The following is a 24991-nucleotide window of genomic DNA, read 5'->3' on the forward strand; positions in this document are numbered from 1 at the left end:
GGGGTCTCCAGTGTTATGGGCGGGCGACGCCGAATTGCACCGGGCGCAGCTCGCGCCGGCGCGCTTCTTCGCACACTGCCAGCACGCAGGCCAGCACCTTGCGCGTGTCGCGCGGATCGATGACGCCGTCGTCCAGCAGGCGTCCGGATGTGGTGAAAGCGTCGGTCTGGCGCTCGAAGGTGTCGATCACTTTCGCGCGCATGGCGGCAATGGCCGCCTGGTCGACTTCCTGGCCCTTGCGCCGCATGCTGCCCTCCATCACGATGGCCATGGTCGTGGCGGCCTGCTCGGCGCCCATCACGGCGGTGCGCGCATTGGGCCAACTGAAGCAGAAGTCCGGCATGAAGCCGCGCCCGCACATGCCGTAATTGCCGGCGCCGTACGATGCGCCGCAATGCACCGTGATGCGCGGCACGTTGGCATTGGCCAGCGCCTGGATCATCTTCGCGCCGTGCTTGATCATGCCCGCCTGCTCGTAGGCCTTGCCGACCATGAAGCCGGTGGTGTTCTGCAGAAAAACGAGCGGGGTGCCGGACTGGCAGCACAGCTGGATGAAGTGGGCCGCCTTGGTGGCGCCGGCCGGGTCGAGCGGGCCGTTGTTGGTGACGATGCCCACCGCCATGCCGCAGATGGCCGCATGGCCGGCCACCGTGGCGGCGCCGTAGCCGGGCTTGAACTCGAGCAAGGCCGAGCCGTCCACGATGCGCGCGATCACCTCGCGCATGTCGAGCGGCTTGCGCTGGTCGCAAGGGGCGATGCCTGGCAGTTCGCCGGCGTCGTAGCGCGGCGCTTCGTATGGCGCTTGGTGCGGCGCTTGGTGCGGCGCGCCGGACGCCGCCGGCGCGGCGTTCCAGGCCAGGCTTGCCACCAGTTCGCGCGTGATGCGCAGCGCGTCGGCGTCGTCCTCGGCCAGGTATTCGGCCAGCCCGGAAATCGCCGCGTGCATTTGCGCGCCGCCCAGTTCTTCCTCGCTGGCGAGCTCGCCGGTGGCCGCCTTGAGCAGCGGCGGGCCGGCCAGGAAGGCCTTGGCGCGTTCGCGCACCATCACCACGTAATCGGACAGCCCCGGCATGTAGGCGCCGCCCGCCGTGCTCGAGCCGTGCACCACGCTGATCACCGGCAGCCCGGCCGCCGACAGGCGTGCCAGCCAGTAAAAGCCGCTGCCGCCGTGGATGAAGGTCTCGACCTTGTAGTCCAGCAGGTTGGCGCCCGCGCACTCGACCAGGTGGATGAAGGGCAGCTTTTGCGCCAGCGCCACCTGCTGCAGGCGCTGGAACTTCTCGATCCCCATCGGCTGTACGGCGCCGGCATCGATGCCCGAATCGTCGGCCACCACCATGCAGCGCACCCCGCTGACAAAGCCGATGCCGCCCACCAGCCCGCCGCCCGGCACCGAGCGTTCGGGATCGGGATGGTCCAGCAAGTAGCCGGCCAATGTCGCCATCTCCAGGAAGGGAGCGCCGGGGTCGAGCAGGGCGCCCAGGCGCTCGCGCGGCAGCAACTGGCCGCGCTTGGCGAACAGCGGCGCCGAGGCGGCCGACTTGTCGCGCGTGCGCGCTTCCAGTTGGCGCAGGCGCGCCAGCTGCGCCTCCAGCGCCGCGCGGTTGGCCTGGAAGGCTTCCGCCTGCGGCACGATGCGGCTCTCCAGCGCCGGCATCACTCGCCCTCCAGCACGCGCGGCGTGGCCGCCAGGTGAAAGCCGTTGAAGGCGGCCGTGGCGCCGGCCTGGCGCGGCCCCGGCATCGGCATGCCCGGCCGCACGTTCGGCCGGCCGCCGTCGACGCGCACCGTGGTGCCGGTAATGAAGGCCGCCGCGTCGGACAGCAGGAAGGCAATCGCCGCCGCCACTTCCGATTCGGTGCCGAAGCGGTGCAGCGGTACCGTGCGCGGGAAGGCGCGGATGGTCTCGCGCATGGCGGGCGGATACTGGTCCATGCCGGATGAGGCGATATAGCCCGGCGCCACCGCGTTCACCCGCACCCCGTACTGCGCCCACTCGAAGGCGGCGGTCTCGGTCAGGCTCACCATGCCGGCGCGCGCGGCGCCGGAGTGGCCCATATTGGGCATGCTGCCGAACATGTCCGCCACGATGTTGACGATGGCGCCGCCATGCTCGGCCATGCTCTGGTTCAGGCATTCGCGCGCCAGCAGGAAGCCGCCGGTCAGGTTGGTCTGCAGCACCGCCTCCCAGCCCTTGTGCGAAATCTCGCGCAGCGGCGCCGGGAATTGCCCGCCCGCGTTGTTGACCAGGCCGTAGAGCGGCCCATGCTCGGCCGCCAGGCGCGCCACCAGCGCGCGCACCGCTTCCTCGCTGCGGATATTGCAGCTGTAGCCGTGGGCGGCGCCGCCGGCACGCGCGATCTCGGCGCCTACGGCGTCCAGCCTGGCCGGGTCGCGCCCCACCAGCAGCACGTGCGCGCCCAGCGCCGCCAGTTCGTGCGCCGTGCAGCGCCCGATGCCGCTGCCGCCGCCCGTGACCACGATGGTGCGGCCGTCGAACAGGCCGGGTTTGAAGATCGATCGGTACATTGCGCTTCCTTTCAGGACCAGCCGAGCTGGCGCGCGGCCAGGTCGTTGAGGATTTCTTCGGCGCCGCCGCCGATCATATACACCTTGGCGTCGCGGTACACCCGTTCAGCCACCGTACCGCGCATGAAGCCCATGCCGCCCAGGATCTGCACCGCTTCGCCGGCGCAGGCCTGCATGGTTTGCGCGGCGAAGTTCTTCAGCATGCACACTTGCGCCACGGCCGCCGCGTCGGCGTCCGGCGCGCCATCCAGGCGCGCCACGATGCTGTCGATGAAGGCGCGCGTCGCTTCGATCCGCGTCGCCATCGCCACCAGCTTGTGGCGCACCGCCTGGTGCTGCAGCAGCGCCTGGCCGAAGGTCCTGCGCTGCCGCGCCCACTGCAGCGCCTCGTCCAGGCAGGCTTGCGCCAGGTAGCAGGCGTGCATGGCCAGCATCAGGCGTTCGTCGTTGAAGTTGCGCATCAGGAGCGCAAAGCCGGCGTTCTCCGCGCCCAGCAGGTGGGCGGCAGGCACCCGGCACTGGTCGAAATGCAGTTGCGCCGTGTCGGAGCACCACCAGCCCATCTTCTTCAGCGGCGTGCGCGCCAGGCCGGGCGTATCGCCGGCCACCAGCAGGGCGCTGATGCCGGCCGCGCCGCTGCCGCCGGTGCGCACGGCCACGGTGATCCAGTCGGCGCGCATGCCGGAGGTGATGAAGGTCTTGCTGCCGTTGACGATGTAATGGTCGCCCTCGCGCACCGCGCTGGTGGCCAGGCTGGCCACGTCCGAGCCGCCGCCCGGCTCCGTCACGGCCAGCGCGCTGATCTTCCGGCCCGACAGGATGGCGGGCAGCACGCGCGCGCGCAGTTCCGGCGCGCCGCCATGCACGATTGGCGGCGCGCCGATGCGGTGGCTGAACAGGGAAGCCAGCAGGCCGCCGCAGCCGGCGCGGCACAGCTCTTCATTGAGCACCTGCAGCTGGCGGTAGCTGGCGGCAATGCCGCCCTCCGCCGCCGGGAAGCCCAGGGCCAGCAGTCCCAGCTCGCCGGCCTGGCGGTACAGGGCGCGCGGGAAGGTGCCGGCCTCCTCCCAGTCGGCCACGTGCGGCCGCAGCTCCTGCTCGACGAAGCGGCGCACGGTGGCGCGCAAGTCCTGTTCCATCATGTTCTGCGGCTGGTGAAGTCGGGCGGCACCGCAACGGGCATCGCCAACAGCCACTGCGCCATGCCCTTGCCGAGCGGATCGTGGCGCAGGGAAGCCATGCCGCCGCCGCCCAGTGCCTGCTCGCAGACAAAGTTAAAGGCGTGGATGCCGGGCAGTTCGTAGCGGGTGACCGGACCGAGCACCTTGTCCGCCAGGTGCGCAGCCACCGCTTGCGGCGTCAGCTGATCGCGCAGCAACGGCAAGTCGTCGGCATGGCGCGCGATGACGCCGATATTCGACGTGTCGCCCTTATCGCCGCTGCGCGCCCAGGCCAGTTCGATCAGCGGCACGCAGCGCCAGCCCTCTCGCGGCCCAGCCCGTGTCACACCCTGGGGCCAGACCCCAGGGTGTGACACGGGCTGGGCTGTGGTGGCGGCGCCGGGCGCAATCGCGGGGCGGATTTGCCCGCCGCCGGGCAGGTGGACGACGGGCTGCAGTCGGCTTTTGTCGAGCAGGAAGGAAAATTGCTTGATGGCGGGCGAGACCGAAGGGCGGCCGCCAAAGCCGGTGGTGCCGGGCGCCCACGCGGTGCCGGCGGGGGCGATCTCGCGGGCAAAGATCTCCAGCGCGGCGCGCTGCGGGTGCGACACCGCCAGCCACATGACTGCCTGGCCGAAGCCTTCGGCTGCGCCAAGGACGTCGGTATGGGTGGCCGCGTAGTCGCCCAGGCCGGCGCGTGCGAACATGGCGCGCGTGCGGGCCAGGATGGCTTCGGCGCTGCGGCGCGCCTTGCGGCCGGCGTCATGGCCGACGATGGTCAGCTGCGCGGCGCTGCGGAAACCGTCGGCGTAGGTGGCGCTGACTTTGTAGGCCGGCGTGGGTGCCTGGCCGCGTGCGCCCTGTACCAGCACGCGCTGCGGGCCTGCCTGCTCCAGCGTGACGCCGCTGAAGTCGCACACCACGTCCGGCAAAACGTAGCGTGCCGGGTCGCCGATTTCGTACAGCAGCTGCTCGGCCGCCACGGCCGGCGTGACCAGGCCGCCCGTGCCCTCCGGCTTGCCCAGCACGAAACTGCCGTCGGCGCGGCATTCGACCACCGGGTAGCCGCTGTTGGCCCAGTCCGGCACCTGTTCCCAGTCGGTGAACAGGCCGCCGCTGCCCTGGCAGCCGCACTCGATCAGGTGCCCGGCCAGGCTGCCGGCAGCAAGCAGGTCGTAGTCGCCGGGCGCCCAGCCGAATTCGTGCAGCAGGGCGCCCAGCGTGACGGCGCTGTCGACGCAGCGGCCGGTAATCACCACGTCGGCGCCGGCGTCGAGTGCGGCCTTGACCGGGAACGCGCCAAGGTAGGCGTTGGCACTCAGTACCGTGGCCGGCAGGGCTACGCCTTCGGCGCGCAGCTGCGGCAGCAGGCCCGATACGTCGTCGCCTTCGACCACGGCGATGCGCGGCGCCAGCCCCTGCTGCGCCGCCAGCGCGCGCAGCGCCGCAGCGCAGCCTTGCGGGTTGATGCCGCCGGCATTGGCCACGATGCGCACGCCGCGCGCGAGCGCGTCGCCCAGCACATCGCGCATGACGTCGATGAAGTCGGTGGCGTAGCCCAGCTCCGGCTGCTTGCGGCGCGCGGCCGCCAGCAGCGACATGGTCAGTTCGGCCAGGTAATCGAAAACCAGGTAATCGAGTTCGCCGCCATCGAGCAACTGGCGCGGGCCGAGGGCGCTGTCGCCCCAGAAGCCTGCCGCACCGCCAATCCGGACATGGTTCCTGCCTGCGCGCACCCTGGCTCCTTTTATTAAATCATTCGATTGAATAATTCAGGATACCGCGGAAAAGCGCAGGCGCGCAAGCGGCGCGCGTTGCAGCCTGGCGACGCGCAAAAGAAAACCCCGGCTGCCGCCTGGAGGCGGCGCCGGGGCTGTGGCACCAGCGGAGCCGGCGCAGGTGCTTACGGCACCAGGTTGAAGTTGACGTTGACGGCGTTGGCGACGTTGATGTCGACCGCGGCGTTGGACAGCGTGCTGTAGCCGGTGGCCGAGGCGTCGACCTTGTACATGCCGGTGGCCGGGATGGTGCCCGCGCTGGAGAAGGTCAGCGGCAGGGTGGCGCTGTAGGCAGCGTACTGCGGCGCGGCCAGCGGCAGCTTGGCGATGCTGTAGGCGCCGCTGGCCAGGTCGGCGTTGGCGTAGCGCAGGGTCACGGTCGGGCCGCCGGTAATGGCTTGCTTGGCCGAGACCAGGGCCGATTCGGTGGCGCTGGCCGGGGTCAGGGTGGCAGTGCCGCTGATCGAACCCATCAGGCTGGTGGTGGCCAGGGTGAAGGGCGCGCCCGTGGTGCTGATCGGCACCATGGCAGTGGTGGAAGTCACCGGCACGCCGCCCACCACGTAGGCGGCATGGGTGTTGGAGGTGATCACCACGTCGTAGTTACCGAGAGGCAGGCGTGGCAGCACGAATTCGCCGGTGGCGCTTGGCACCGTCGCGGCCACCACGGCACCATTTTGCTGGGCGCTGACGGTAATGCCATCGGACAGCAGCGGCACGCTGACGAAACCGCTGATGCCGTTCAGGGCAGTCGGGATCACTTTCACTACCGGTTTCAGCGCGTACTTGCCATTGCCCTTGGTGACGATGGATTTGCAGGCGTCGAAGTCCATCACCAGATCGTAGCGCTGGCCCGCTTCCACGGTGAAGTCGGCATTCATCTTGATGCCGCTCTGTACCGCGCTCGGGGTATCGAGCGAGATCTCGGTGGTCGTGCCGCTCAGGACCACGGAGTTGGCAGTCGCGTTGCCGGTGTTCGGGTCCAGCACCAGGCGCACCTGGTTGTAGCGGCCGGCTGCCAGCGAGGTCTGGCCCAGTGCTTCCAGGGTGCCGTTGGTCAGGTTCAGCAGGTTGATCTTCTTGCCGGGCGACAGGGTGACGTCGGTCCAGCCGCTATCGGTATCGCTGGCGGTGGCGCTGGTGTTGACGCGCACTTTGTTGACCGTCACATTGACGGCATCAAAGCCGCAGGCCGGGGCGTCGGTGATCGAGACGCCCAGGGTACCCATGGTCTGGGTCGGCGGCGTATCGCCGCCGCCGCCGCCGCCGCAGGCAGCGAGCAGGAGGGAGGTCAGCGCGAGTGGGAGCAGGGAGACTTTGGTGTGCATGGTGGTGCCTCTCGTAGTAGTTATTGGTGCTCTTCCATTATCGGAATCAAGAGGAAAACCGCTACGTGCGATTACGCACATAGTAACGATTTGTTACACTTGCAGATGGAAAGCCACTGGGCAGCGCGGTGGAGTGTTGCTGTCTGGCAACGCTTCAATGTCGCTAGCTACCCTGGTCACGGGCAATTGACGTTCCAGGCAGTGAGTTCGGCGCGCGCGGTGCGGACCGTGATCTCAAGCTTGCTGCCGATGTCGCTCGCATAGCCAAGCAGGAACATGCCGTCCGCGCTGCGGCCCAGCGTGCGCAACTGGAAGTTGCGCGCCCGGGTCGGGGCGCAACTGGTGTTGCCGGCCATGAGCAGGCGCGCGCGCTGCAGCAGTTCGCCCTGTGCCTGGATCAGGCGCAGCATGTCGATCTCGGCCAGCGGGGCGCGCAGTTCGACCATCGCCGCCGGCGGCGTGCCGCAACTGGTGGTGTGGTGGATCCAGACGTGCTCGCTGCTGTCGGCGCGCCAGCTGTCGTCGGCCTGCTGCGCATAGCGGGTGCGGGTGACGCGGCACAGCGGCAGCACCAGGCGCACCGGCGGCGCGTCGCTGCTGGCGCTGGCAATCCACTTGCGCCCGTCGCGCCCGCGTTCAGCGCGCAGCGGGGGCACCGGCGTGCCCGGCGCGGTGCGCTGCATGAACTGTTCGAACGAGCGCTGCTCGGCCAGCGTGGGCTCGCGCGCAGCAGCGCCAGGCGTTGCCGCTACAGGCGCCGCGGCCGCCGCAGCCTGCGCGGCCATCGCCGCCAGGAATACTACATATCGCATCCGGTCTCCTTTCAATGCGCATCGATTATAGATATAATCCGCTCGCTGCCGAAAGGTGGCACACGCTAGGGGTCCTGTGCGCTCAATTCCATATTGAGTGCGCGGGTGAGAAATACCCTCCGAACCTGATCTGGATAATGCCAGCGAAGGGAAGCTTCAGGATACGCACGGCTGCGCCACGACAGGCGCAAGCGCAGGCGCAACCTAACCTCCTTTGCTGGCTCCTGCGCCAACAAAGGAGCCAAAATGAACGCCAATCCAACCTTCCTCGCCGCCCAGGCCGAGGTCGACTCCGCAGCAGTCACCCCGCTGCCGAATTCCCGCAAAATCTATGTCACCGGCAGCCGCGCTGACCTGCGCGTGCCGATGCGCGAAATCAGCCTGTCCGGCGACAATGCGCCGGTGACCGTGTACGACTGCTCCGGCCCGTACAGCGACCCGGACGCGACGATCGATATCCGCAAGGGCCTGTCCACCCCGCGCGCCGCCTGGATCGCCGAGCGTAACGACACCGGGCTGCTGGACGGCCCGAGCTCCGACTACGGCCGCCAGCGCCTGGCCGACGCAAAGCTCGATGCGCTGCGCTTCGAACTGCACCGCCAGCCGCGCCGCGCCCTGGCCGGCCGCAACGTGACGCAGATGCACTATGCGCGCCAGGGCATCGTCACGCCGGAAATGGAATACGTGGCGATCCGCGAGAACCTGCGCCGCAAGGAATACCTGGCCGGCCTGCGTGGCCAGGGCGAAAAGGGCGCGCGCATGGCCGACCTGCTGGGCCGCCAGCACCGCGGCGAATCGTTCGGCGCCGCCATCCCGGAAGAAATCACGCCGGAATTCGTCCGCGACGAGATCGCCCGCGGCCGCGCCATCATCCCGGCCAACATCAACCACCCGGAACTGGAGCCGATGATCATCGGCCGCAACTTCCTGGTCAAGATCAATGCCAATATCGGCAATTCCGCGGTGACCTCCTCCATCGGCGAGGAAGTGGAGAAGATGACCTGGGCCATCCGCTGGGGCGGCGATACCGTGATGGACCTGTCGACCGGCAAGCACATCCACGAAACGCGCGAATGGATCGTGCGCAATTCGCCGGTGCCGATCGGCACCGTGCCGATCTACCAGGCGCTGGAAAAGGTCAACGGCAAGGCCGAAGAGCTGACTTGGGAAATCTTCCGCGACACCCTGATCGAGCAGGCGGAGCAGGGTGTCGACTACTTCACCATCCACGCCGGCGTGCTGCTGCGCTACGTGCCGCTGACGGCCAAGCGCATGACCGGCATCGTCTCGCGCGGCGGCTCGATCATGGCCAAGTGGTGCCTGGCGCACCACAAGGAAAACTTCCTGTACACGCACTTCGAAGAGATCTGCGACATCATGAAGGCCTACGACGTCAGCTTCTCGCTGGGCGACGGCCTGCGTCCCGGCTCGGTGTGGGATGCCAACGACGACGCGCAGCTGGGTGAACTGAAGACCCTGGGCGAACTGACCCGGATCGCCTGGAAGCACGACGTGCAGGTGATGATCGAAGGCCCGGGTCACGTGCCGATGCAGCTCATTAAGGAGAATATGGACCTGCAGCTGGAGCAGTGCAGCGAAGCGCCGTTCTACACCCTGGGCCCGCTGACCACCGATATCGCCCCCGGCTACGACCACATCACTTCGGGCATCGGCGCGGCGCAGATCGGCTGGTACGGCACCGCCATGCTGTGCTACGTGACGCCGAAGGAGCACCTGGGCCTGCCGAACAAGGCCGACGTCAAGGAAGGCATCATCACCTACAAGATCGCCGCCCACGCCGCCGACCTGGCCAAAGGCCATCCCGGCGCGCAGATCCGCGACAACGCGCTGTCGCTGGCGCGCTTCGAGTTCCGCTGGGAAGACCAGTTCAACCTGGGCCTGGACCCGGACCGCGCGCGGGAGTTCCACGACGAGACGTTGCCGAAGGATTCGGCCAAGGTGGCGCACTTCTGCTCCATGTGCGGCCCGCATTTCTGCTCGATGAAGATCACGCAGGAGGTGCGCGACTTCGCGGCCAAGGGCATGCAGGAAAAGTCGATCGAATTCGTCAAGGGCGGAGCCAACATCTACCGCGAGCAAGCATGATCGAGATCGAACTGAACGGCGCCGCGCATGCGGTGCCGCCGCAGCAGACGCTGGACCAACTGGTCGATTCGCTCGCGCTGGCCGGCCAGGCGCTGGCGCTGGCGGTCAACCGCCAGGTCGTGCCGCGCCAGCGCTGGCCGCAGGTGGCGCTGAAGCATAACGATAAAGTAGACATCGTCCGCGCCATCGGCGGGGGCTGAATAACAGGGGAGACTGCAAATGCAAGACAAACCGTTGGTCATCGCAGGTAAGGAATACAGCTCGCGCCTGCTGGTCGGCAGCGGCAAGTACAAGGACTTGCCGCAAACCCGCGAAGCCACGCTGGCGGCGGGCGCGGAAATCATCACGGTGGCGATCCGCCGCGTCAATATCGGCCAGGACCCGCACGCGCCAAGCCTGCTGGACTATGTGCCGCCGCATGAATTCACCATCCTGCCCAATACGGCCGGCTGCTACACGGCGCAGGATGCGGTGTACACGCTGCAGATGGCGCGCGAACTGCTGAATGGCCACAAGCTGGTCAAGCTGGAAGTGCTGGGCGACGAGAAAACCCTGTTCCCCAACATGCCGGAAACACTGGTCGCCGCGCGCGCACTGGTGAAGGACGGCTTTGACGTGATGGTCTACTGCAGCGACGACCCGATCCAGGCGCGCATGCTGGAAGATATCGGCTGCTGCGCGGTGATGCCGCTGGCCTCGCTGATCGGCTCGGGCATGGGCATCCTCAATCCCTGGAACCTGTCGCTGATCATCGAGCAATCGCAGGTGCCGGTGCTGGTCGATGCCGGCGTCGGCACGGCGTCCGACGCGGCCATCGCCATGGAGCTTGGCTGCGACGGCGTGCTGATGAACACCGCCATCGCCGCCGCCGGTGATCCGGTGCGCATGGCGCGCGCCATGAAGCTGGGCGTGCAGGCCGGCCGCGAAGCCTTCCTGGCCGGCCGCATGCCGCGCCGTTTCGCCGCCTCGCCGTCTTCGCCGATGGCGGGGAGGCTGGCATGAGCGACCGGCCCTGCGTGCTGGTGTTCTCCGGCGCCGATCCTTCGGGCGGCGCCGGCATGGCGGCCGATATCCAGGCCATCACGGCGATGGGCGCGCATGCGCTGCCGGTGCTGACTGCCATCACGGTGCAGGACAATAACCGCGTGCATGCGGTGATGCCGGTGGCGCCGGAGGTGGTGCTGCAGCAGGCGCGCGCGCTGCTGGCGCAGGTGCCGGTGGCGGCGGTCAAGATCGGTATTCCCGGCAGCGCGGAAAATGCGCAGGCCATCGCCACGCTGATCGGCGAGCTGCGCGCAACGCATCGCGCAGCGGCCGGCGCGGCGCCGGGCTGGGCGCAGCGCCTGTACAGCGATCCGCCGGTGGTGCTCGATCCGGTGCTGCGCAGCGGCCACGGCGATGCGCTGGGCCGCGACGATGCGGTGCAGGCGCTGGCACCCTTGCTGCCGCTGGCCACCCTGATCACGCCCAATGGGCCGGAAGCGGCCGCCCTGGCCGGCAGCGCAGCGCGTTACCGTGCCCCGGTCCGCGTAGGCGTCGCGGCGGCCTACGGCACCGGCTCGCTTGCCGGCCCGGTCGCCGCTGCCGGCGCAGAGGAGGAGGGGGCGATGGCCGATGCGGCCATGGCCGCATCGGCATCCGTCGCAAGGGGCGGCGCAACGGTGCGTGGCGCGGCAGGCCAGGCTGCCCCGGGGGACGTGGCGCCGATGGTGGCGCTGGCGACGCCCGGCGTGCCGCCGGCCTGGCACGGCACCGCGCATGGCGACGCGCTGGCCCACGCACGGGCACTGCGCGCCCTCGGCTGCATCCATGTGCTGGTGACCGGCGGCCACGATGAAGGCAGCGACGTGGTGGTCAACCGCTGGCTCGGCCCGGAGCGCCAGCAGAACTGGAGCTGGCCGCGCCTGCCCGGCGGCTTCCATGGCAGCGGATGCACGCTGGCCGCCGCCACGGCCGCCCTGCTCGCCCTCGGCAATACGATGGCGCAGGCATTGACCAAGGCGCAAGGCTATACCCAGCGCGCACTGGCCGCCTCGTACGCAATCGCGCCCGGCCAGCGCATCCCGCAGCGATAAGGAGACATCATGCAAGGACTTTACCTGGTCACCCCCAACTGGGACGATACCGAAAAGCTGCTCGAGGTGACCGAGCAGGCGCTGCGCGCCGGCGTTGCGCTGCTGCAATACCGCCACAAGGACGCCAGCCCGGCGCTGCGGCGCGAGCAGGGCGGGGCGCTGCGCGAGCTATGCCATAAGTACAGCGTGCCCTTCCTGGTCAACGACCACGTCGCGCTGTGCCGCGAGCTGGGCGCCGATGGCGTACACCTCGGCGGCACCGACGCGCCGCTGGCCGAGGTACGTGCCTCGCTCGGCCCCAACAAGCTGATTGGCGCCTCCTGCTATGGCGAGCTGGCGCGCGCGCAGGCGGCGCAGGCGGCCGGCGCCAGCTATGTGGCTTTTGGCGGCTTCTATCCGTCCAAGGTGAAGCAGTACGCCGTCACCACCCAGCCGTCCATCCTGCGCCATGCGCGTGAAGTGATCGCGGTGCCGCTGTGCGTGATTGGCGGCATGACGCCGCACAATGCCGCGCCGCTGGTGGCCGAAGGCGCGCACCTGGTGGCAGCGATTACCAGCGTCTACCTGGCCGATGACGTGGCAGCAGCAGTGCGGGAATTTCAGTCTATAATTTCCCCATTAGCATAACCATAAGGTTGACGCCGATGAACGCCCAGACTCCGCCAAAGCGCCTGATCCTGATCGTCGATGATGACAAGATCCTGACCGAGTTCCTGGGCGAATTGCTAGCCCGCGCCGGCTACGACACCATGCTGGCGCATTCCTCGGACCAGGCCCTGTCCCTGATTGCCGAGCGCGAGCCCGACCTGGCCCTGCTCGACATCCATATGCCCGGCATGTCGGGGCTGGAGCTGGCCAAGCAGCTGAACCGCAACACCACGGTGCCTTTCATGTTCCTCTCCGGCCGCGGCGACGCCGACGCCGGCAAGCAGGCTGCCGCCTATGGCGCGGTGGGCTTTGTGGTGAAACCGGTCGACGAACAGCACCTGATGCCGGCTTTCGAGGCGGGACTGGCGCGCGCCGACGAAATCCGCCAGCTGCGCCGCACTGAAATCAACCTCAATGCAGCGCTGGCGGCCGGGCGCGAAACCAGCCTGGCCGTGGGCTTGTTGATGTGCAAGTACCAGACCGACCGCAACACGGCCTTCGAAGTGCTCCGCGACCATGCGCGCTCCAGCCGGCGCAAGATCAATGAAGTGGCCGACCAGCTGCTGGCTGCGGAGGAAATGTTGAACGGATTGCATGCGGCGTTTAACGCACGCCTGAAAAAATAAAACTTTTCGCAGGCCATGTGCTTGCATTAGACTAATGCGGTGGGCCCCAACTTGCCCACCGCAAGATACCTCAGCGGCCGCCCCTCCTTCGCGGCCCGGCAATATCCTTCGGCCCAGCTCCGCCGACCATCCCTGCAGTGCGGAGAACCGCTTCATGAACATGTCATTTGATTTGCATCCGGCGCCCCGGGTGCTGCACGTCGACAACGACGAAGATAGTGCCGTGGTGCTGGCGACCTTGCTGGCGCCTGAGATCCACGTGGTGCACGCGTCCAGCTACAGCCAGGCGCAAAGCCAGCTGCAGCAGGGGGAGTTTGCGCTGGTGGTGATCGACCCCGAGCTGCCGGACGGCGATGGCCACGCCCTGATCCGCGCGATGCGCCAGACCGACCAGGCCACCCCGGTGTTGCTGTATTCGGCCAGCCAGCCGATGCTGCACCACCAGGCCCACGCTTTCCTGCCCAAGCCCTGGACGTCGCCGCGCCAGCTCTGGCGCACGGTGTCGCATATGCTGGGGCTGGAGTCCATGCTGGCTATCAGGAGTTAGGCTATGCTGTCGTCTTTATCACATTCGGAGTGCAGGGATGAAGACGAGAGCAGCAGTTGCATGGAAGGCTGGCGCACCGCTGACCATTGAAGAGGTGGAGCTGGACGGTCCACGTGCGGGCGAGGTGCTGGTGGAGATCAAGGCCACCGGCATTTGCCATACCGACCACTACACCCTGTCCGGCGCCGATCCGGAAGGGCTGTTCCCGGCCATCCTCGGCCACGAAGGCGCCGGCGTGGTGGTCGACGTCGGGCCGGGCGTCACTTCGCTCAAGAAAGACGACCATGTGATCCCGCTGTATACGCCGGAATGCCGCCAGTGCAAATTCTGCCTGTCGCGCAAGACCAACCTGTGCCAGGCGATCCGCGCCACCCAGGGCAAAGGCCTGATGCCGGACGGTTCCAGCCGCTTCTCGCTGGACGGAAAACCGCTGTTCCACTACATGGGCACCTCCACCTTCTCCAACTACATCGTGGTGCCGGAGATCGCGCTGGCCAAGATCCGTCCCGACGCGCCGTTCGACAAGGTGTGCTACATCGGCTGCGGCGTGACGACCGGCGTGGGCGCAGTACTGTTCACCGCCAAGGTGGAGGCGGGCGCGAATGTGGTGGTGTTCGGCCTGGGCGGCATCGGCCTGAACGTGATCCAGGCAGCCAGGATGGTGGGTGCCGACAAGATCATCGGCATCGACATCAACCCGGCGCGCGAAGCGATGGCGCGCCAGTTCGGCATGACCCACTTCATCAACCCGCGTGACGTGGGGAACGTGGTGGACGCCATCGTGCAGCTGACCGACGGCGGCGCCGACTACAGCTTCGAATGCGTCGGCAATACGCAGCTCATGCGCCAGGCGCTCGAGTGCTGCCATAAAGGCTGGGGCAAGTCGATCGTGATCGGCGTGGCGGCGGCGGGGCAGGAAATCTCCACCCGTCCCTTCCAGCTGGTCACCGGCCGCCACTGGCTGGGTTCCGCCTTCGGCGGTGCGCGCGGCCGCACCGACGTGCCGAAGATCGTGGACTGGTATATGGAAGGCAAGCTCAAAATCGACGAACTGATCACCCACACCCTGCCGCTCGAGCGCATCAACGAAGGCTTCGACCTGATGGAGCGCGGCGCATCGATCCGCTCCGTCGTCGTCTACTAAGCCAGGCGGCAGCACCGCAGGCCTGTCAGACCCTGTGGGTCTGACGGGACGGCCATCCGGCCGGTTTACCGGTTTTAAGCCGTCCAGGCGGCGAAATCCGCCGTCCATCGCAATTCCCGCGCCTGGGGCGTCGCGCCCCGCTACATTGCTTCCTGAGCGCTTGCATCCCGAACTAGACAAAAAGTTCTAGACACAAAGTTCTAGATCATTTAATCTAGTTTGCCAGGACACCATCAAACCGGAGCCGCCCGCCATGAGCAACCTGCTGAACGCCGTCATCCCAGCCCTGGGCTGGTCCCTGCTGCACTTCCTGTGGCAAGGCCTGCTGATCGGCTGCAGCGCGGCGCTGGCATTGCACGGACTGCGCAACGCCCGGCCGCACGCGCGCTACCTGGTGGCCTGCATCGCCTTGCTCCTGTGCGCCGCGCTGCCGCTGGCCAACTTCGCCTGGCGCCTGGCCGACGCATACGACACCGGCTACGTGCTGCCGGCGCCACTGGAAGCCACCGCCATCGCCGCCATTCCCGGCGCAGCCGACGGCCAGGGCGCCGAAGCAGCCCTGGTCGACATCGACGCCATGGCCTCCTGGGAATACCTGCTGCGCCGCCAGATGCCGTGGCTGGTGCTGCTGTGGGCCGCCGGCGCCGCCCTGATGACGCTGCGCCTGTCGCTCGGCCTGCAATGGGTGCGCAGCCGCACCTTGCCCGGCCATTACCACGCCGACCCGGGCTGGCAAGCCCGCGCCACGGCGCTGGCGCAGCGCATGGGCATCCGGCGCCCGGTGCGCCTCGGCGTGTCGGAGGAGGCACTGGACGGCCCGATTACGGCCGGCATTCTGCGCCCGATCGTGCTGCTGCCAGCATCGCTGGTCAGCGGCCTGCCGCCCGATTTGCTGGAAGCGCTGCTGGCCCACGAGCTGGCGCATGTACGCCGCCACGATTACCTGGTCAACCTGGCCCAGAGCGGCATCGAGATTTTCCTGTTCTACCACCCCAGCGTGTGGATGCTGTCGCAATGCATCCGCCGCGAGCGAGAACAGATAGCAGACGACTTAGCCGCAAGCACGCTCGGCGAACCGCGGCGCCTGGCACTTGCACTTTCCGAGCTGGACAAGTTCCAGTTCACCACCCATCACTTTGCTGCCCCCGCGGCAAACGGAGGAGACCTCATGTCCCGAATCAAACGCCTGATCCGTCCCGATGCACAGCCTCTGAGCTGGAAGATGGCGACCCCGTTGTTAGGAATTTTTGCGGCCTGCGCCGCACTGTATGCCCACGCGATGCCGCAAGCAGCGTCGCTACCGGCGGCCAGTGCTGTCATTGCACCAGCGTCGATGGCTGCGCCGGCCCAGGATGGCGCGGTAGCGCCGGCAGCCGAGGCCGCACCGGTGCCTGATGCCGCAGCCGCGACCGATGCAGCACCAGCGTCCGAAGCCGCACCGGCCTCCGAAGCCGCACCGGCCTCCGAAGCCGCACCGGCCTCCGAGGCCGCACCAGCGTCCGCCATGGTCGTGCACGTTACCGATGTCGGTGGCCAGCACGATGTCGAACCCGCGCCACCGGCCCCGCCCGCACCACCGGCCGCGGCTGCGCCGCCGGCCCCTCCAGCCATCCCGGCACCGGTGACCGAACTGGCGCCAGCCGCACCGCCGGCACCGATGGCCGCGGTGCCGGCCCCGCCCAAGCCACCAAAACCGCCAAAGCCACCGAAAAAGCTGAGGGAAATCGAAAGCAGCAGCTACCTCTCGATCGATGACAACAGCCGCAGCGCCTATGCCTATGTACGCGAGAGCGACAAGAACCTGTCGGTCAACGGCTTCCAGGGCGCGCCCCGCGACCTGAGCACGTTGCAGCGCCTGCGCCAGGACACCACGGGTGAATTCATCTACGTGCGCAAGGATGGCAAGTCCTACGTGATCCAGGACCCGGCCCTGCTGGGCAAAGTGCGCGAGCTCTGGAAGCCAGCCGAAGCGCACGGCAAGATCATGGAAGAGCAAGGTAAGCTGATGGACGCCCAAGGCAAGCAAGTGGAAGCCATGAGCGCGCAGATTGCGAAAGAGGCCGAAGCAGCAATGGGCAGCAAGCAGCAACAGGCCCTCGAGCGCGAGCTGGAGCGCAAGATGGAACAGTCCGCGCGCCAGCAGGAACGCATTGCCCGCGCCATGGAAAAAGCCAGCCGCAAGATGGAGATGGCCGACGACAAGACCCGCGCTCAGCTGGAACGCGACCTGGAAAGTTTGCGCAAGCAGATGGAACCGCTGACGGCGGAAATGGCGCGCAAGGGACATGAGATTGCCGCCCGCCACGCCGTGCTGGCCGCCCGCCAGGCACCGATCGCCGCCATGCACGCCCGCATCGCCGAAGTCTCCCGGCCGCTGCACGAAATGGGCCGCAAGATGGGCGAATTGGGACGCGAACAAGGCCGCCTGTCGCGGGAGGCCGACAAAGCCTCGCGCGCCCTGGTCGACGAAGCGATCAGCAACGGCAACGCCAAGCCAGTTATGTAATGAAAGTCGGGGTCAGCTCCGGCAATCGGACATTCGCCGAAGGCGAATGTCCGATTGCCGGAGCTGACCCTGACCCTTCCCCTCATATTTTGCAGACACGCACCATCGATATCAGTTCGATAAGTGCGTGTTTGATATCTGTCAGATGGATCGAAGGCGGTTGGGCCTCATTAATCCAATGCATCGCCAATGACAGGATTGACAGAGTGCTGGCAGCCTTCGCGCGACTGCCGTAAGCGACACTGAAACCTGTTTTGCGAGCGGCGAGTCCGATAAGCCAGAGTGCGTAGGTGAGCAATGTCCCCAGCAAGAGCAAAATAGCCAAGCGCCGCAATGTGTGGGTCTGACTAAGGCGTAATCCCATTCCCCACTGCGCGTTCTTGAGGTCGCGGAAGGTTTGTTCGATCTGCATGCGGCCAGCGTAAATGTTGGCGATTTGCTCGGCATTGAGTGAGGCGAGCTTGGGTGAAACGGCGAGCAACCATGGCTCGCGTTGTCCCCGACTATTCTTCTTGCTGTGGCAGCTGCGTGCCGGCTTGCCTATCTTGGTCAATCGGCGCCGCCCCTTTGGGTGGCGTTTCAGCAGCACAAGCCGGCACAGGACAGGATTAGCGCGCGTGTAAAAGTATTGGCCCAGGTCGCGCGCATGGGCGCTGGCCTGCGCATAGAGCGTCTTGCAGCCAACCCAGCCAGGACTGTCGTGCCAGCGCACCATGTCGCGATTGCGGATCCTCCCCACCCAGGCAAATCCGAGCTGGTTTAACAGCTTGAACCAACTGGCGCGAAAGCCGGCATCGGTGATGATGATGGCCCGGCTGCCCGGTGGAAGTATGCTGCGCAACGATTGTAGAAAGTGTTGATGCACAATCGGTGAGCCAAGCTTGGCGCAGGGGTGGGTTTCCTCATAAAGGGTGAACGCACGCCCTTTGACGATGGCTGCTGCCCGTAGCAACTGAATGCTGCTATCGTCTCGTACCGCCGACCAGTCCACAGCAATCTGCACACCAGGCTGGCGGATCACACGGCGAGCCAGCGCACGGTACACGGCATGCTTTTCCTGCGCCAGATGGGGGTTACTCAACAGCCTATCACAGCATTTGATGCGATGGCGCAACTGCGTCGCCGAAGCCAGCTTCTTCCCCATGCGCACCAGACTTAGGCCACCATGCAACGCCGCTGTCGCCACCTTGGCCAAGCATGTCCGCCGCTTGGCATGCATGTTCGGACATTCCTGATCCAATAACCCCTGTATGATTGCATGTGCATGCATGGCGTATTCCTTTCCCTCGCAGTTTGGACGCTACGAATGAAAGGGGTGACACAGCCATGCATGCGCCGTTTTTGGGATTGAAAGTTAACAGCTTCCTTCAACGTTTACAACAAAAATATGAGGGGAAGGGTCAGGAGCTGACCCCGACTTTCAACATTCTAGGCGCGGGCGAGCTGGGCGGGCAGCAGCAGTGCTTCGAATTCGGCTATCGGCAGCGGTGCGCCGAACAGGTAGCCCTGGAAGGCGCGGCAGCCCTGGCGTGCCAGGTAATTCTGTTGCTCCACCGATTCCACGCCTTCGGCAATGGCGGATAGCCCCATGCTGTCGGCCAGTGTAAGGATCGTCTTGGTGATGGCCGCATCGTCGGCGTTGTGCAGGATGTCGCGCACGAACGAGCGGTCGATCTTCAACTGGCATAGCGGCAGGCGCTTCAGGTAAGCCAGCGAAGAATAGCCGGTGCCGAAGTCGTCCAGCGATATGCTGATGCCTGCCGCTTTCAGCAGCGCCATCTTGGCGATCGATGATTCGACGTCGTCCAGCAGCAGGCCTTCCGTCAGTTCCAGTTTCAGCAGGCGCGGCGAAGCGCCGCTGCGCACCAGCGCGCCCATGACCTGTTCGACGAAATCGGCCTGGTAGAACTGGCGTGGGCTGACGTTGACCGCAAGTTCCAGGGCGGCCGTCGCGGGTTCGCGTGACCAGGCGACCAACTGGGCGCAGGCATGCTCCAGCACCCAGGCGCCGAGCGGCAGGATCAGGCCGGAAGCTTCGGCTGCTGCGATGAACTGCATCGGCGGCACCAGGCCGCGCGTGGGATGCTGCCAGCGCAGCAGGGCCTCGGCCCCGGTGATGCGGCCTTCGGCATCGACTTGCGGCTGGTAGTGCAGCGCGAACTGCTGCAGCGAGAGACCGTTGCGCAAATCCGCATCGAGTGCGGCGCGCGCGCTGACCACCGTCTGCATGGCCGGGTCGAAGAAACACATGGTGTTGCGGCCGGCAGCCTTGGCCTGGTACATCGCGAGGTCGGTTTGCTTCAGCAGGTCCTCCACGCTTTCCCTCTCACCGCGGAATACCGTGATGCCGACGCTGGAGGTGCAGCTATGCTGGTGCGGGCCCATGATGTAAGGCTCGTTTTGCCGCGCCAGCAGCTTGGCACCGATGGCGCGCGCCTGTTCCGCTGCCAGTTCGGTATCGTCAGGCAGGTTTTCCAGCATGATCACGAATTCGTCGCCGCCCAGGCGCGCCACGGTATCGCTCTCGCGTACGCAACCGACGAAGCGGCGTGCTGCCTGCTGCAGCAGCATGTCGCCCACATTGTGGCCCAGCGTGTCGTTCAGGTCCTTGAAGTTGTCCAGGTCGATGAACAGCAGGGCGCCGCACTGGCCGGTGCGAGCGCTGGCGGCCAGCGCGTGATGCAGGCGGTCCATCAGGCAGCGCCGGTTCGGCAACTGGGTCAGGAAGTCGAATAGCGCCAGGTTGCGGATTTCCTGCTCCGAGGCCTTGCGCTCGGTGATGTCGGTCAGTGCGCAGACGTGGTGGGTGATCTCGCCGGCCGCGTCGCGCACTGCCGTTACCACCAGCCAGCACGGGAACCGTCCTCCGCTCTTGCGCAGCTGCCAGACTTCGCCCTGCCAGGCGCCGTGCGCCGCTACGCCCTCCCAGATGCGCTGCTGCAGCGCCGGCTCGTCGCATACGAGCAGTTCCTGGTCCAGCGCATCGCGTTCGGAAAAGCCTGTTATGTCGGTATAGGCGCGGTTGACGCGCAGGATCATGTGGTCGGCGTCGGTGATGGCCATGCCCTCCAGCGATTCGAAAGCGGTGGCGGCGACGCGCAAGTCGGCATCGGCCTTCTGCTTCTCGCGCAAATAGAGTGCGGTGGCGGTGGCTGCTGCTACCAGCATGCTGCCGGCGAATTCGATCAGTATGAACAGCCAGAAGCGGCGGGTTCCCTGGTGCAGCAAGGCGGGCAAGGGACGCGGTACCGTGACCGACAGGCTGCCGTCGGCGAGTTGGCGGTTTGCCAGCACGCTGGGCACGCCAGCACCGGCAATGCGCGCCACAGCCGGCATGGCCTCGCTATCCCATGGCTCCAGCGTAATGCTGTCGAAACGCTCGCGCCCATAGCGCTGGCGGCGCTGCGCCTGATCCAGCCCGTACACGCGCGCAGAGGGCAGGGCAAGATGGAGCAGGGTGGTGTTGGCAGAGTGGATGATCACGCCGTTGGCATCGGCGACCCAGGCCTGGAATGGGCCGGCCATGGCCGCCAGCGCGCCGGCATTCAGCTTGACCACCGCGACGCCAAGGAATTTTCCGCTGACACGTACCGCATGGGCGTAATACACCGAACCTGCCATGCCGTCGCGGCCGACGGCGTACTGCTGCCCTTCTTCGTTGGCGCGTGCCAGGATAAAGTAGTCGCGGCTGGCGAAATTGCGTCCCAAATAGAAGCCGGCCTCCGACAGGTTGCTGGTGGCGATGCAAACGCCTTCGGCGTCCAGCACGAACATGCTGTCCACCTTCAATGCGCGCGCGGTACGTGCCAGCCGTTCGTTCGCGGGCTGGTCCGCCGTGCCGTGCATGGCGATATTGCGGATGCCGTCGTCGCTCGCCAGCATCAATGCAAAACCGCGCAGGCGTGCCGTTCTTTCCTCCATGCCGCTGGCCAGGTTGTCGGCCTGCTCCTGGGCCACTTGCAGCTCGTGCTGGTAAAGTTCGTCGGCCATGCGCTGCTGGAAATAGCTGGCACCCAGCCAGGCGATCAGGCTCCATCCCAGGATCAGCAAGACAATCAGGCGGTAGGAGCGCTCAAAGGTGAACAGGCGGCGCTTGCCGACATAGGTGGCAACAATCGTGACCACGATCAGCAGGCTGGTAAACACCAGCACCGAGGCGGCCAGCATGCTAGGGCTGATGTGCGCAGTTTCGGCGATGCCTGCCCCACTTCCGCTGCCCCGCCTGTCGCGAACGAAGTAAGCGGCGGCCATCGCCGTGTAGTGCATGCATGCGACGGCCAGGCCCATGACAACGGAGCTCCACAGCGGGGAGGCCCAGCGTCCTTTCAGGCGCGCCAGCCGGAACTTGAGCCACAAGGCCAGCGTCGCCATCGCCACCGCCACCACAATCGACAGCAGGAACAAGCGCAGGTCGTACTGGATCATGCCGTCGAACTGCATGGCAGCCATCCCGGTGTAATGCATGGCGCCGATGCCCGCACCCAGCAAAGTTCCGGCCACCCATAGCCTCAATGTGTTGGGCGGCCCCTGGCTGATCACATGCAAGGCCAGGCCGCTTGCCAGCATGCCGGGGATGGTGGAGAGCAGTGTCAGTCCGGCGTCGTAGCTATTGGTGCAGGGCAGGGTGAAGGCAAGCATGCCCACGAAGTGCATGGCCCAGATGCCCAGGCCCAGGCAGCCGCCGCCCGCCGCCAGCCATCCGGCGCGGCGGGCGGGGCTGGCGGCGGATGGCAGCAACTGCGCCACCAGCAGCGCAGCATAGGAAGCGAAGATGGCAACCGCCACCGACAGGATGACCAGTACGGGATCGTAATGGCCAAGGTAAAGCACACTGCTGTCGGGCGCGCCGAGAACGAGGATCAGGTAGTCGAACATTGCAACCCTTATCGGTATGTATTGCAGTGTGGCCAGCGCTCTCCTCAATCTAGCAGAAAAAAATCCCGGCAGAAATTAACTACTTAAAAGCAAGATACTGTGCCGCCAGCCTGCCGACCCGGCGCCGGCCTGGATTGTTCCCGGCAATCCACTCTTCCGGCGGGAACAGGTCGAACAGGCCGACCTTGGCGACGGTAGGGATGGCGGCTGCGAGTTGCTGCTCTATGTCGCCGCGCTCGCCGGCGTTGTAGAGTTCGATATTGCGCAACATGGTGGCCACAGTCCCGGTTTGTACCTTGCTGCCGTCTTTCAGTTGCACCAGCGGCAGGGACTCGCCGTCGGCAAGGATCTTCCGGTTGATGGCGGCGAGGTCGTTCGGATTATTCATCATTGCTCCTTTCGTATGAGTGAGGCGCATATTCGCATCTGCCGCCCAACCTTCAAGGGCCCCGGCCGCAGCTTGGCGGATTCGCGACAACATGTGGCGAAAACCCATCATTCGGTAAAATGCATGGCACCATGCATACACGACTTTTGACACCCGGCGATGCCTCCGCCTATCACGCCTTGCGCCTGGCCGGCTTGCGCGAAACACCATCCGCCTTCACGGCCAGCTTTGAAGAAGAGTCCACCACACCCCTGAGCGAAATTGAGCGGCGCCTGTCGCCCGGTTCGGGGCGCCACTATCTTGGCGTGTTCGATGGCGCGGACTTGATTGCGATTGCGCGCGTGGATCGCGACAGTAGCGCTAAACAGCGCCATCGTGCGCACATTCGAGGAGTGTACGTGGCTGCTATACATCGCGGCAGAGGCGCCGCCCGCAAGTTGATGGACTATGCATTGGATCGTGCGGCCGCGCTGGAAGGTGTAACCCACATCAGCCTTGCCGTTACTGCAGGCAATGAGCCGGCGCAGAAACTATATGAATCTTTGGGCTTCCGGGCCTGGGGCTGCGAACCAGCAGCACTGATTGTCGATGGCGTGGCGTACGATGAAATCCCCATGACCAAAGTCCTGAAACGCCAGGAATGAGCACTCCGATAGGCGAGATCCTGTCGGGTGACCCTGCCAGGATCTGGTCGAGCGCATGCGCGATTATCAAGCTTCACGATACTGCCAAACTGGGGGCACTCGCATCGAAGGCCTGACTTCCGTCACAGCAGCTTGATGATCGCCACGCCAGCGAGCAGCAGTACTACGCCAGTCAAGCGCAAAGCCGAAACGTCCCGCTTTGGCAGCCGGAACCAGCCATGCCGGTCAACGAAGACGGAAGCCACTTGTTGCCCGGCTACGGTCAGTCCGACAGCCGCCGACGCACCAATGACTGGAATCGCGGTAAACACGGTGGTTACGTAGATCGCACCGGCGAAGCCGCCCAGCCAGCCCCACCAGGGCATAGCGGGCAAGCCTTGCAGTGTGGGCGCGGGCGTGCGCAGGAAGGTGGCGGAGAACATCATCGCCACGGCCATCGCCAACGTGGCGACGAGGAAGCTTACGGCGCCCACTACAAACGGCGCCCCGAGGTCGTGCCGCAGCAAGCCGTTCACCACACCCTGCACAGGTAGTACTGCACCGGCCAGCAAGGCGAGAACGATCCAGCCCGTCTTTCCCGCGACCGGCTGCGATTGCTGGCCAGCCTGCCCTTTTACGATGATCGCGGCGCCAGCCAGGATCGCCAGCATGCCGATGGCGAGCGGCGCATCAATGGTGCGCGGCGCACCGCCGGCCAGGCCGCTGACATCGAGCGCAAATGAAGCCAGCATCTGGCCCGCAATGAAAAGGCCAACCGACACGATTGCGCCAAGGCGCGGAAACAACAGGATCGTGGAGACGACATAAAAGGCGCTTGCCACGCCGCCGACAGCGTGCCACCAGGGCACCTGGGGCAGGGCTGCGGCCGCAGTCAGCGTCCCGGTCAACAGCGCAAGCACCAGCAATGCAAGCGTGCCGACCGAGAGCTGCAGCGTGGTCGCCGCAAAGGGACTGCCGGTAGCCTTCGAAAGTTGTGCATTGGCGCCCGCCTGGACAGAAAGCAGGCCGCCAGCAAAGAGTGAAGCGGGGATCAGAAAGGATTCCATGTGTAGCCTCCGGGAGAATGGGGTGACGATGGCACCCACTCTAGGCTATGCTTCGTTGCATGAGTATTCCCAATTATCGCGTTTGAGCTATGCAAAAACGCAGAACAAAAATTCGGATCAAAACGGCACTGACGATGTGTTGGAGAATTTATCGTATCGGTGGGGAGGCGGGAGGCCGGAAATTCCGACTGCGCTGGTGCGCAAATTTGCAGAGTTCCTCGATGGCGAAATCCAGGGCGAGGCGCTGATCTTCAAGTGAGGCGCAAACTGAACCTGTCAGCTAGCTGAGCCTCAGGCCTCGGACGCGAGCAGCTGAATTGGTTCGAACTCAACCGTTTCAGCGATAGGATGCACTATGTATTGTTCGATTGTGACAATATCGGCATCGACGAGCTTACGGACATCCTCTTCGACATCGGAGAGATTTCGCTGAAGGCGAACGGAAAGTGCCTCGATTGAACTTGAGCCTCGCAGTATCTCTGCCAGCAATTCCCTCCTCGAAGGCGTGAAAAGTGCCAGCATGTCCTCCGAGTCTTCAAAACTTCGGATACACGCCTCAGGAATTCTCTCGCCGCGGTCTACCATTTGCGCAAGCTCTTCGCTCCAGTTGAGCATTTCTTCCCAACTCTCGACTTTGATTATCATCTTCCGCATCATGATTAATCCCCTTTCAAGAGCGATGCCAAGTCCCTGTTGAAGCGGGCTCTGATGTCGCCGAAGCCACGATAAGCGACTTCTTCAGTCTTGCCCATGCCGTGGTCGTCTTCCGAGACTTCATG

The 24991-nt window shown here is 65.8% G+C and carries 22 protein-coding genes and 1 riboswitch; of the genes, 11 read left to right on the forward strand and 11 right to left on the reverse strand.

Annotated elements, in window-relative coordinates; translation table 11 throughout:
- Nucleotides 1–13: 13 nt before the first annotated feature.
- The 6 genes from ACWBU6_RS06645 to ACWBU6_RS06670 form a co-directional block, all read right to left on the reverse strand.
- Nucleotides 14–1657: an acyl-CoA carboxylase subunit beta gene (locus ACWBU6_RS06645; RefSeq protein ID WP_452648034.1), complete on the reverse strand. Its 1644-nt coding sequence runs from the start codon at nucleotides 1655–1657 to the stop codon at nucleotides 14–16.
- The gene (locus tag ACWBU6_RS06650; protein ID WP_452648035.1) at nucleotides 1657–2529 is read right to left on the reverse strand and encodes an SDR family oxidoreductase; all 873 of its coding nucleotides are present in this window, start codon (nucleotides 2527–2529) and stop codon (nucleotides 1657–1659) included. The genes ACWBU6_RS06645 and ACWBU6_RS06650 overlap by 1 nt, the downstream gene beginning before the upstream one ends.
- Before the next feature lie 11 nt (nucleotides 2530–2540).
- Nucleotides 2541–3671 carry an acyl-CoA dehydrogenase family protein gene (locus ACWBU6_RS06655; RefSeq protein ID WP_452648036.1) on the reverse strand — a complete coding sequence of 377 codons (1131 nt, stop codon included), beginning with the start codon at nucleotides 3669–3671 and terminating at the stop codon, nucleotides 2541–2543.
- Nucleotides 3668–5425, reverse strand: a complete 1758-nt coding sequence (locus ACWBU6_RS06660; protein ID WP_452648037.1) for an acyclic terpene utilization AtuA family protein — start codon at nucleotides 5423–5425, stop codon at nucleotides 3668–3670. Before ACWBU6_RS06660 ends, ACWBU6_RS06655 begins: the two co-directional genes overlap by 4 nt.
- Before the next feature lie 167 nt (nucleotides 5426–5592).
- Nucleotides 5593–6795, reverse strand: a complete 1203-nt coding sequence (locus ACWBU6_RS06665; protein ID WP_452648038.1) for a DUF4382 domain-containing protein — start codon at nucleotides 6793–6795, stop codon at nucleotides 5593–5595.
- A 176-nt stretch (nucleotides 6796–6971) separates the two neighbouring features.
- Nucleotides 6972–7607 (reverse strand): hypothetical protein, encoded by a 636-nt coding sequence (locus ACWBU6_RS06670; protein ID WP_452648039.1) that lies wholly within the window; start codon nucleotides 7605–7607, stop codon nucleotides 6972–6974.
- Between the two features lie 57 nt (nucleotides 7608–7664).
- Nucleotides 7665–7776: riboswitch (TPP riboswitch) on the forward strand.
- A gap of 77 nt (nucleotides 7777–7853) precedes the next feature.
- Here ACWBU6_RS06670 and thiC point away from each other — a divergent pair.
- From thiC to ACWBU6_RS06715, 9 genes are all read left to right on the forward strand, one after another.
- The gene (gene thiC / locus ACWBU6_RS06675) at nucleotides 7854–9713 is read left to right on the forward strand and encodes a phosphomethylpyrimidine synthase ThiC (RefSeq protein WP_452648040.1); all 1860 of its coding nucleotides are present in this window, start codon (nucleotides 7854–7856) and stop codon (nucleotides 9711–9713) included.
- Nucleotides 9710–9913, forward strand: coding sequence for a sulfur carrier protein ThiS (gene thiS, locus ACWBU6_RS06680; protein ID WP_452648041.1), 204 nt, complete (start codon nucleotides 9710–9712; stop codon nucleotides 9911–9913). Before thiC ends, thiS begins: the two co-directional genes overlap by 4 nt.
- 19 nt (nucleotides 9914–9932) lie before the next feature.
- Complete coding sequence (locus tag ACWBU6_RS06685) at nucleotides 9933–10715, forward strand: thiazole synthase (protein WP_452648042.1); 783 nt, start codon at nucleotides 9933–9935, stop codon at nucleotides 10713–10715.
- The gene (thiD, locus tag ACWBU6_RS06690) at nucleotides 10712–11788 is read left to right on the forward strand and encodes a bifunctional hydroxymethylpyrimidine kinase/phosphomethylpyrimidine kinase (protein WP_452648043.1); all 1077 of its coding nucleotides are present in this window, start codon (nucleotides 10712–10714) and stop codon (nucleotides 11786–11788) included. The genes ACWBU6_RS06685 and thiD overlap by 4 nt, the downstream gene beginning before the upstream one ends.
- A 9-nt stretch (nucleotides 11789–11797) precedes the next feature.
- The gene (gene thiE, locus ACWBU6_RS06695; RefSeq protein ID WP_452648044.1) at nucleotides 11798–12415 is read left to right on the forward strand and encodes a thiamine phosphate synthase; all 618 of its coding nucleotides are present in this window, start codon (nucleotides 11798–11800) and stop codon (nucleotides 12413–12415) included.
- 17 nt (nucleotides 12416–12432) lie between these two features.
- Entirely contained in the window at nucleotides 12433–13062 is a 630-nt protein-coding gene (locus ACWBU6_RS06700; protein WP_130315487.1) for a response regulator, read from the forward strand.
- A 154-nt stretch (nucleotides 13063–13216) separates the two neighbouring features.
- Nucleotides 13217–13609 (forward strand): response regulator, encoded by a 393-nt coding sequence (locus ACWBU6_RS06705; RefSeq protein WP_452648045.1) that lies wholly within the window; start codon nucleotides 13217–13219, stop codon nucleotides 13607–13609.
- A gap of 37 nt (nucleotides 13610–13646) precedes the next feature.
- A complete protein-coding gene (locus ACWBU6_RS06710; protein ID WP_452648046.1) occupies nucleotides 13647–14753 on the forward strand; it encodes an S-(hydroxymethyl)glutathione dehydrogenase/class III alcohol dehydrogenase in 1107 nt (368 codons plus the stop codon).
- Between the two features lie 253 nt (nucleotides 14754–15006).
- A complete protein-coding gene (locus ACWBU6_RS06715; RefSeq protein WP_452648047.1) occupies nucleotides 15007–17259 on the forward strand; it encodes a M56 family metallopeptidase in 2253 nt (750 codons plus the stop codon).
- An 82-nt stretch (nucleotides 17260–17341) separates the two neighbouring features.
- Here ACWBU6_RS06715 and ACWBU6_RS06720 read toward each other — a convergent pair whose 3' ends face one another.
- The 3 genes from ACWBU6_RS06720 to ACWBU6_RS06730 form a co-directional block, all read right to left on the reverse strand.
- Nucleotides 17342–18529 (reverse strand): IS4 family transposase, encoded by a 1188-nt coding sequence (locus ACWBU6_RS06720; RefSeq protein WP_452644803.1) that lies wholly within the window; start codon nucleotides 18527–18529, stop codon nucleotides 17342–17344.
- A gap of 158 nt (nucleotides 18530–18687) precedes the next feature.
- Nucleotides 18688–22134 (reverse strand): EAL domain-containing protein, encoded by a 3447-nt coding sequence (locus ACWBU6_RS06725; RefSeq protein WP_452648048.1) that lies wholly within the window; start codon nucleotides 22132–22134, stop codon nucleotides 18688–18690.
- 79 nt (nucleotides 22135–22213) lie between these two features.
- Nucleotides 22214–22525, reverse strand: coding sequence for a DUF7709 family protein (locus ACWBU6_RS06730; RefSeq protein WP_452648049.1), 312 nt, complete (start codon nucleotides 22523–22525; stop codon nucleotides 22214–22216).
- Nucleotides 22526–22653: 128 nt separating this feature from the next.
- Here ACWBU6_RS06730 and ACWBU6_RS06735 point away from each other — a divergent pair, with 128 nt between their 5' ends.
- A complete protein-coding gene (locus ACWBU6_RS06735; RefSeq protein ID WP_452648050.1) occupies nucleotides 22654–23166 on the forward strand; it encodes an N-acetyltransferase family protein in 513 nt (170 codons plus the stop codon).
- A 122-nt stretch (nucleotides 23167–23288) separates the two neighbouring features.
- Here ACWBU6_RS06735 and ACWBU6_RS06740 read toward each other — a convergent pair whose 3' ends face one another.
- Nucleotides 23289–24212, reverse strand: coding sequence for a DMT family transporter (locus ACWBU6_RS06740; RefSeq protein WP_452648051.1), 924 nt, complete (start codon nucleotides 24210–24212; stop codon nucleotides 23289–23291).
- 22 nt (nucleotides 24213–24234) lie between these two features.
- On the opposite strand from ACWBU6_RS06740, the gene ACWBU6_RS06745 reads away from it, so the two are divergent.
- Nucleotides 24235–24471 (forward strand): hypothetical protein, encoded by a 237-nt coding sequence (locus ACWBU6_RS06745; protein WP_452648052.1) that lies wholly within the window; start codon nucleotides 24235–24237, stop codon nucleotides 24469–24471.
- A 32-nt stretch (nucleotides 24472–24503) separates the two neighbouring features.
- Here ACWBU6_RS06745 and ACWBU6_RS06750 read toward each other — a convergent pair whose 3' ends face one another.
- Nucleotides 24504–24869 (reverse strand): HVO_A0114 family putative DNA-binding protein, encoded by a 366-nt coding sequence (locus ACWBU6_RS06750; RefSeq protein WP_452648053.1) that lies wholly within the window; start codon nucleotides 24867–24869, stop codon nucleotides 24504–24506.
- Nucleotides 24870–24991 lie beyond the last annotated feature (122 nt).

It is taken from the genome of Pseudoduganella sp. HUAS MS19, from assembly GCF_053615455.1.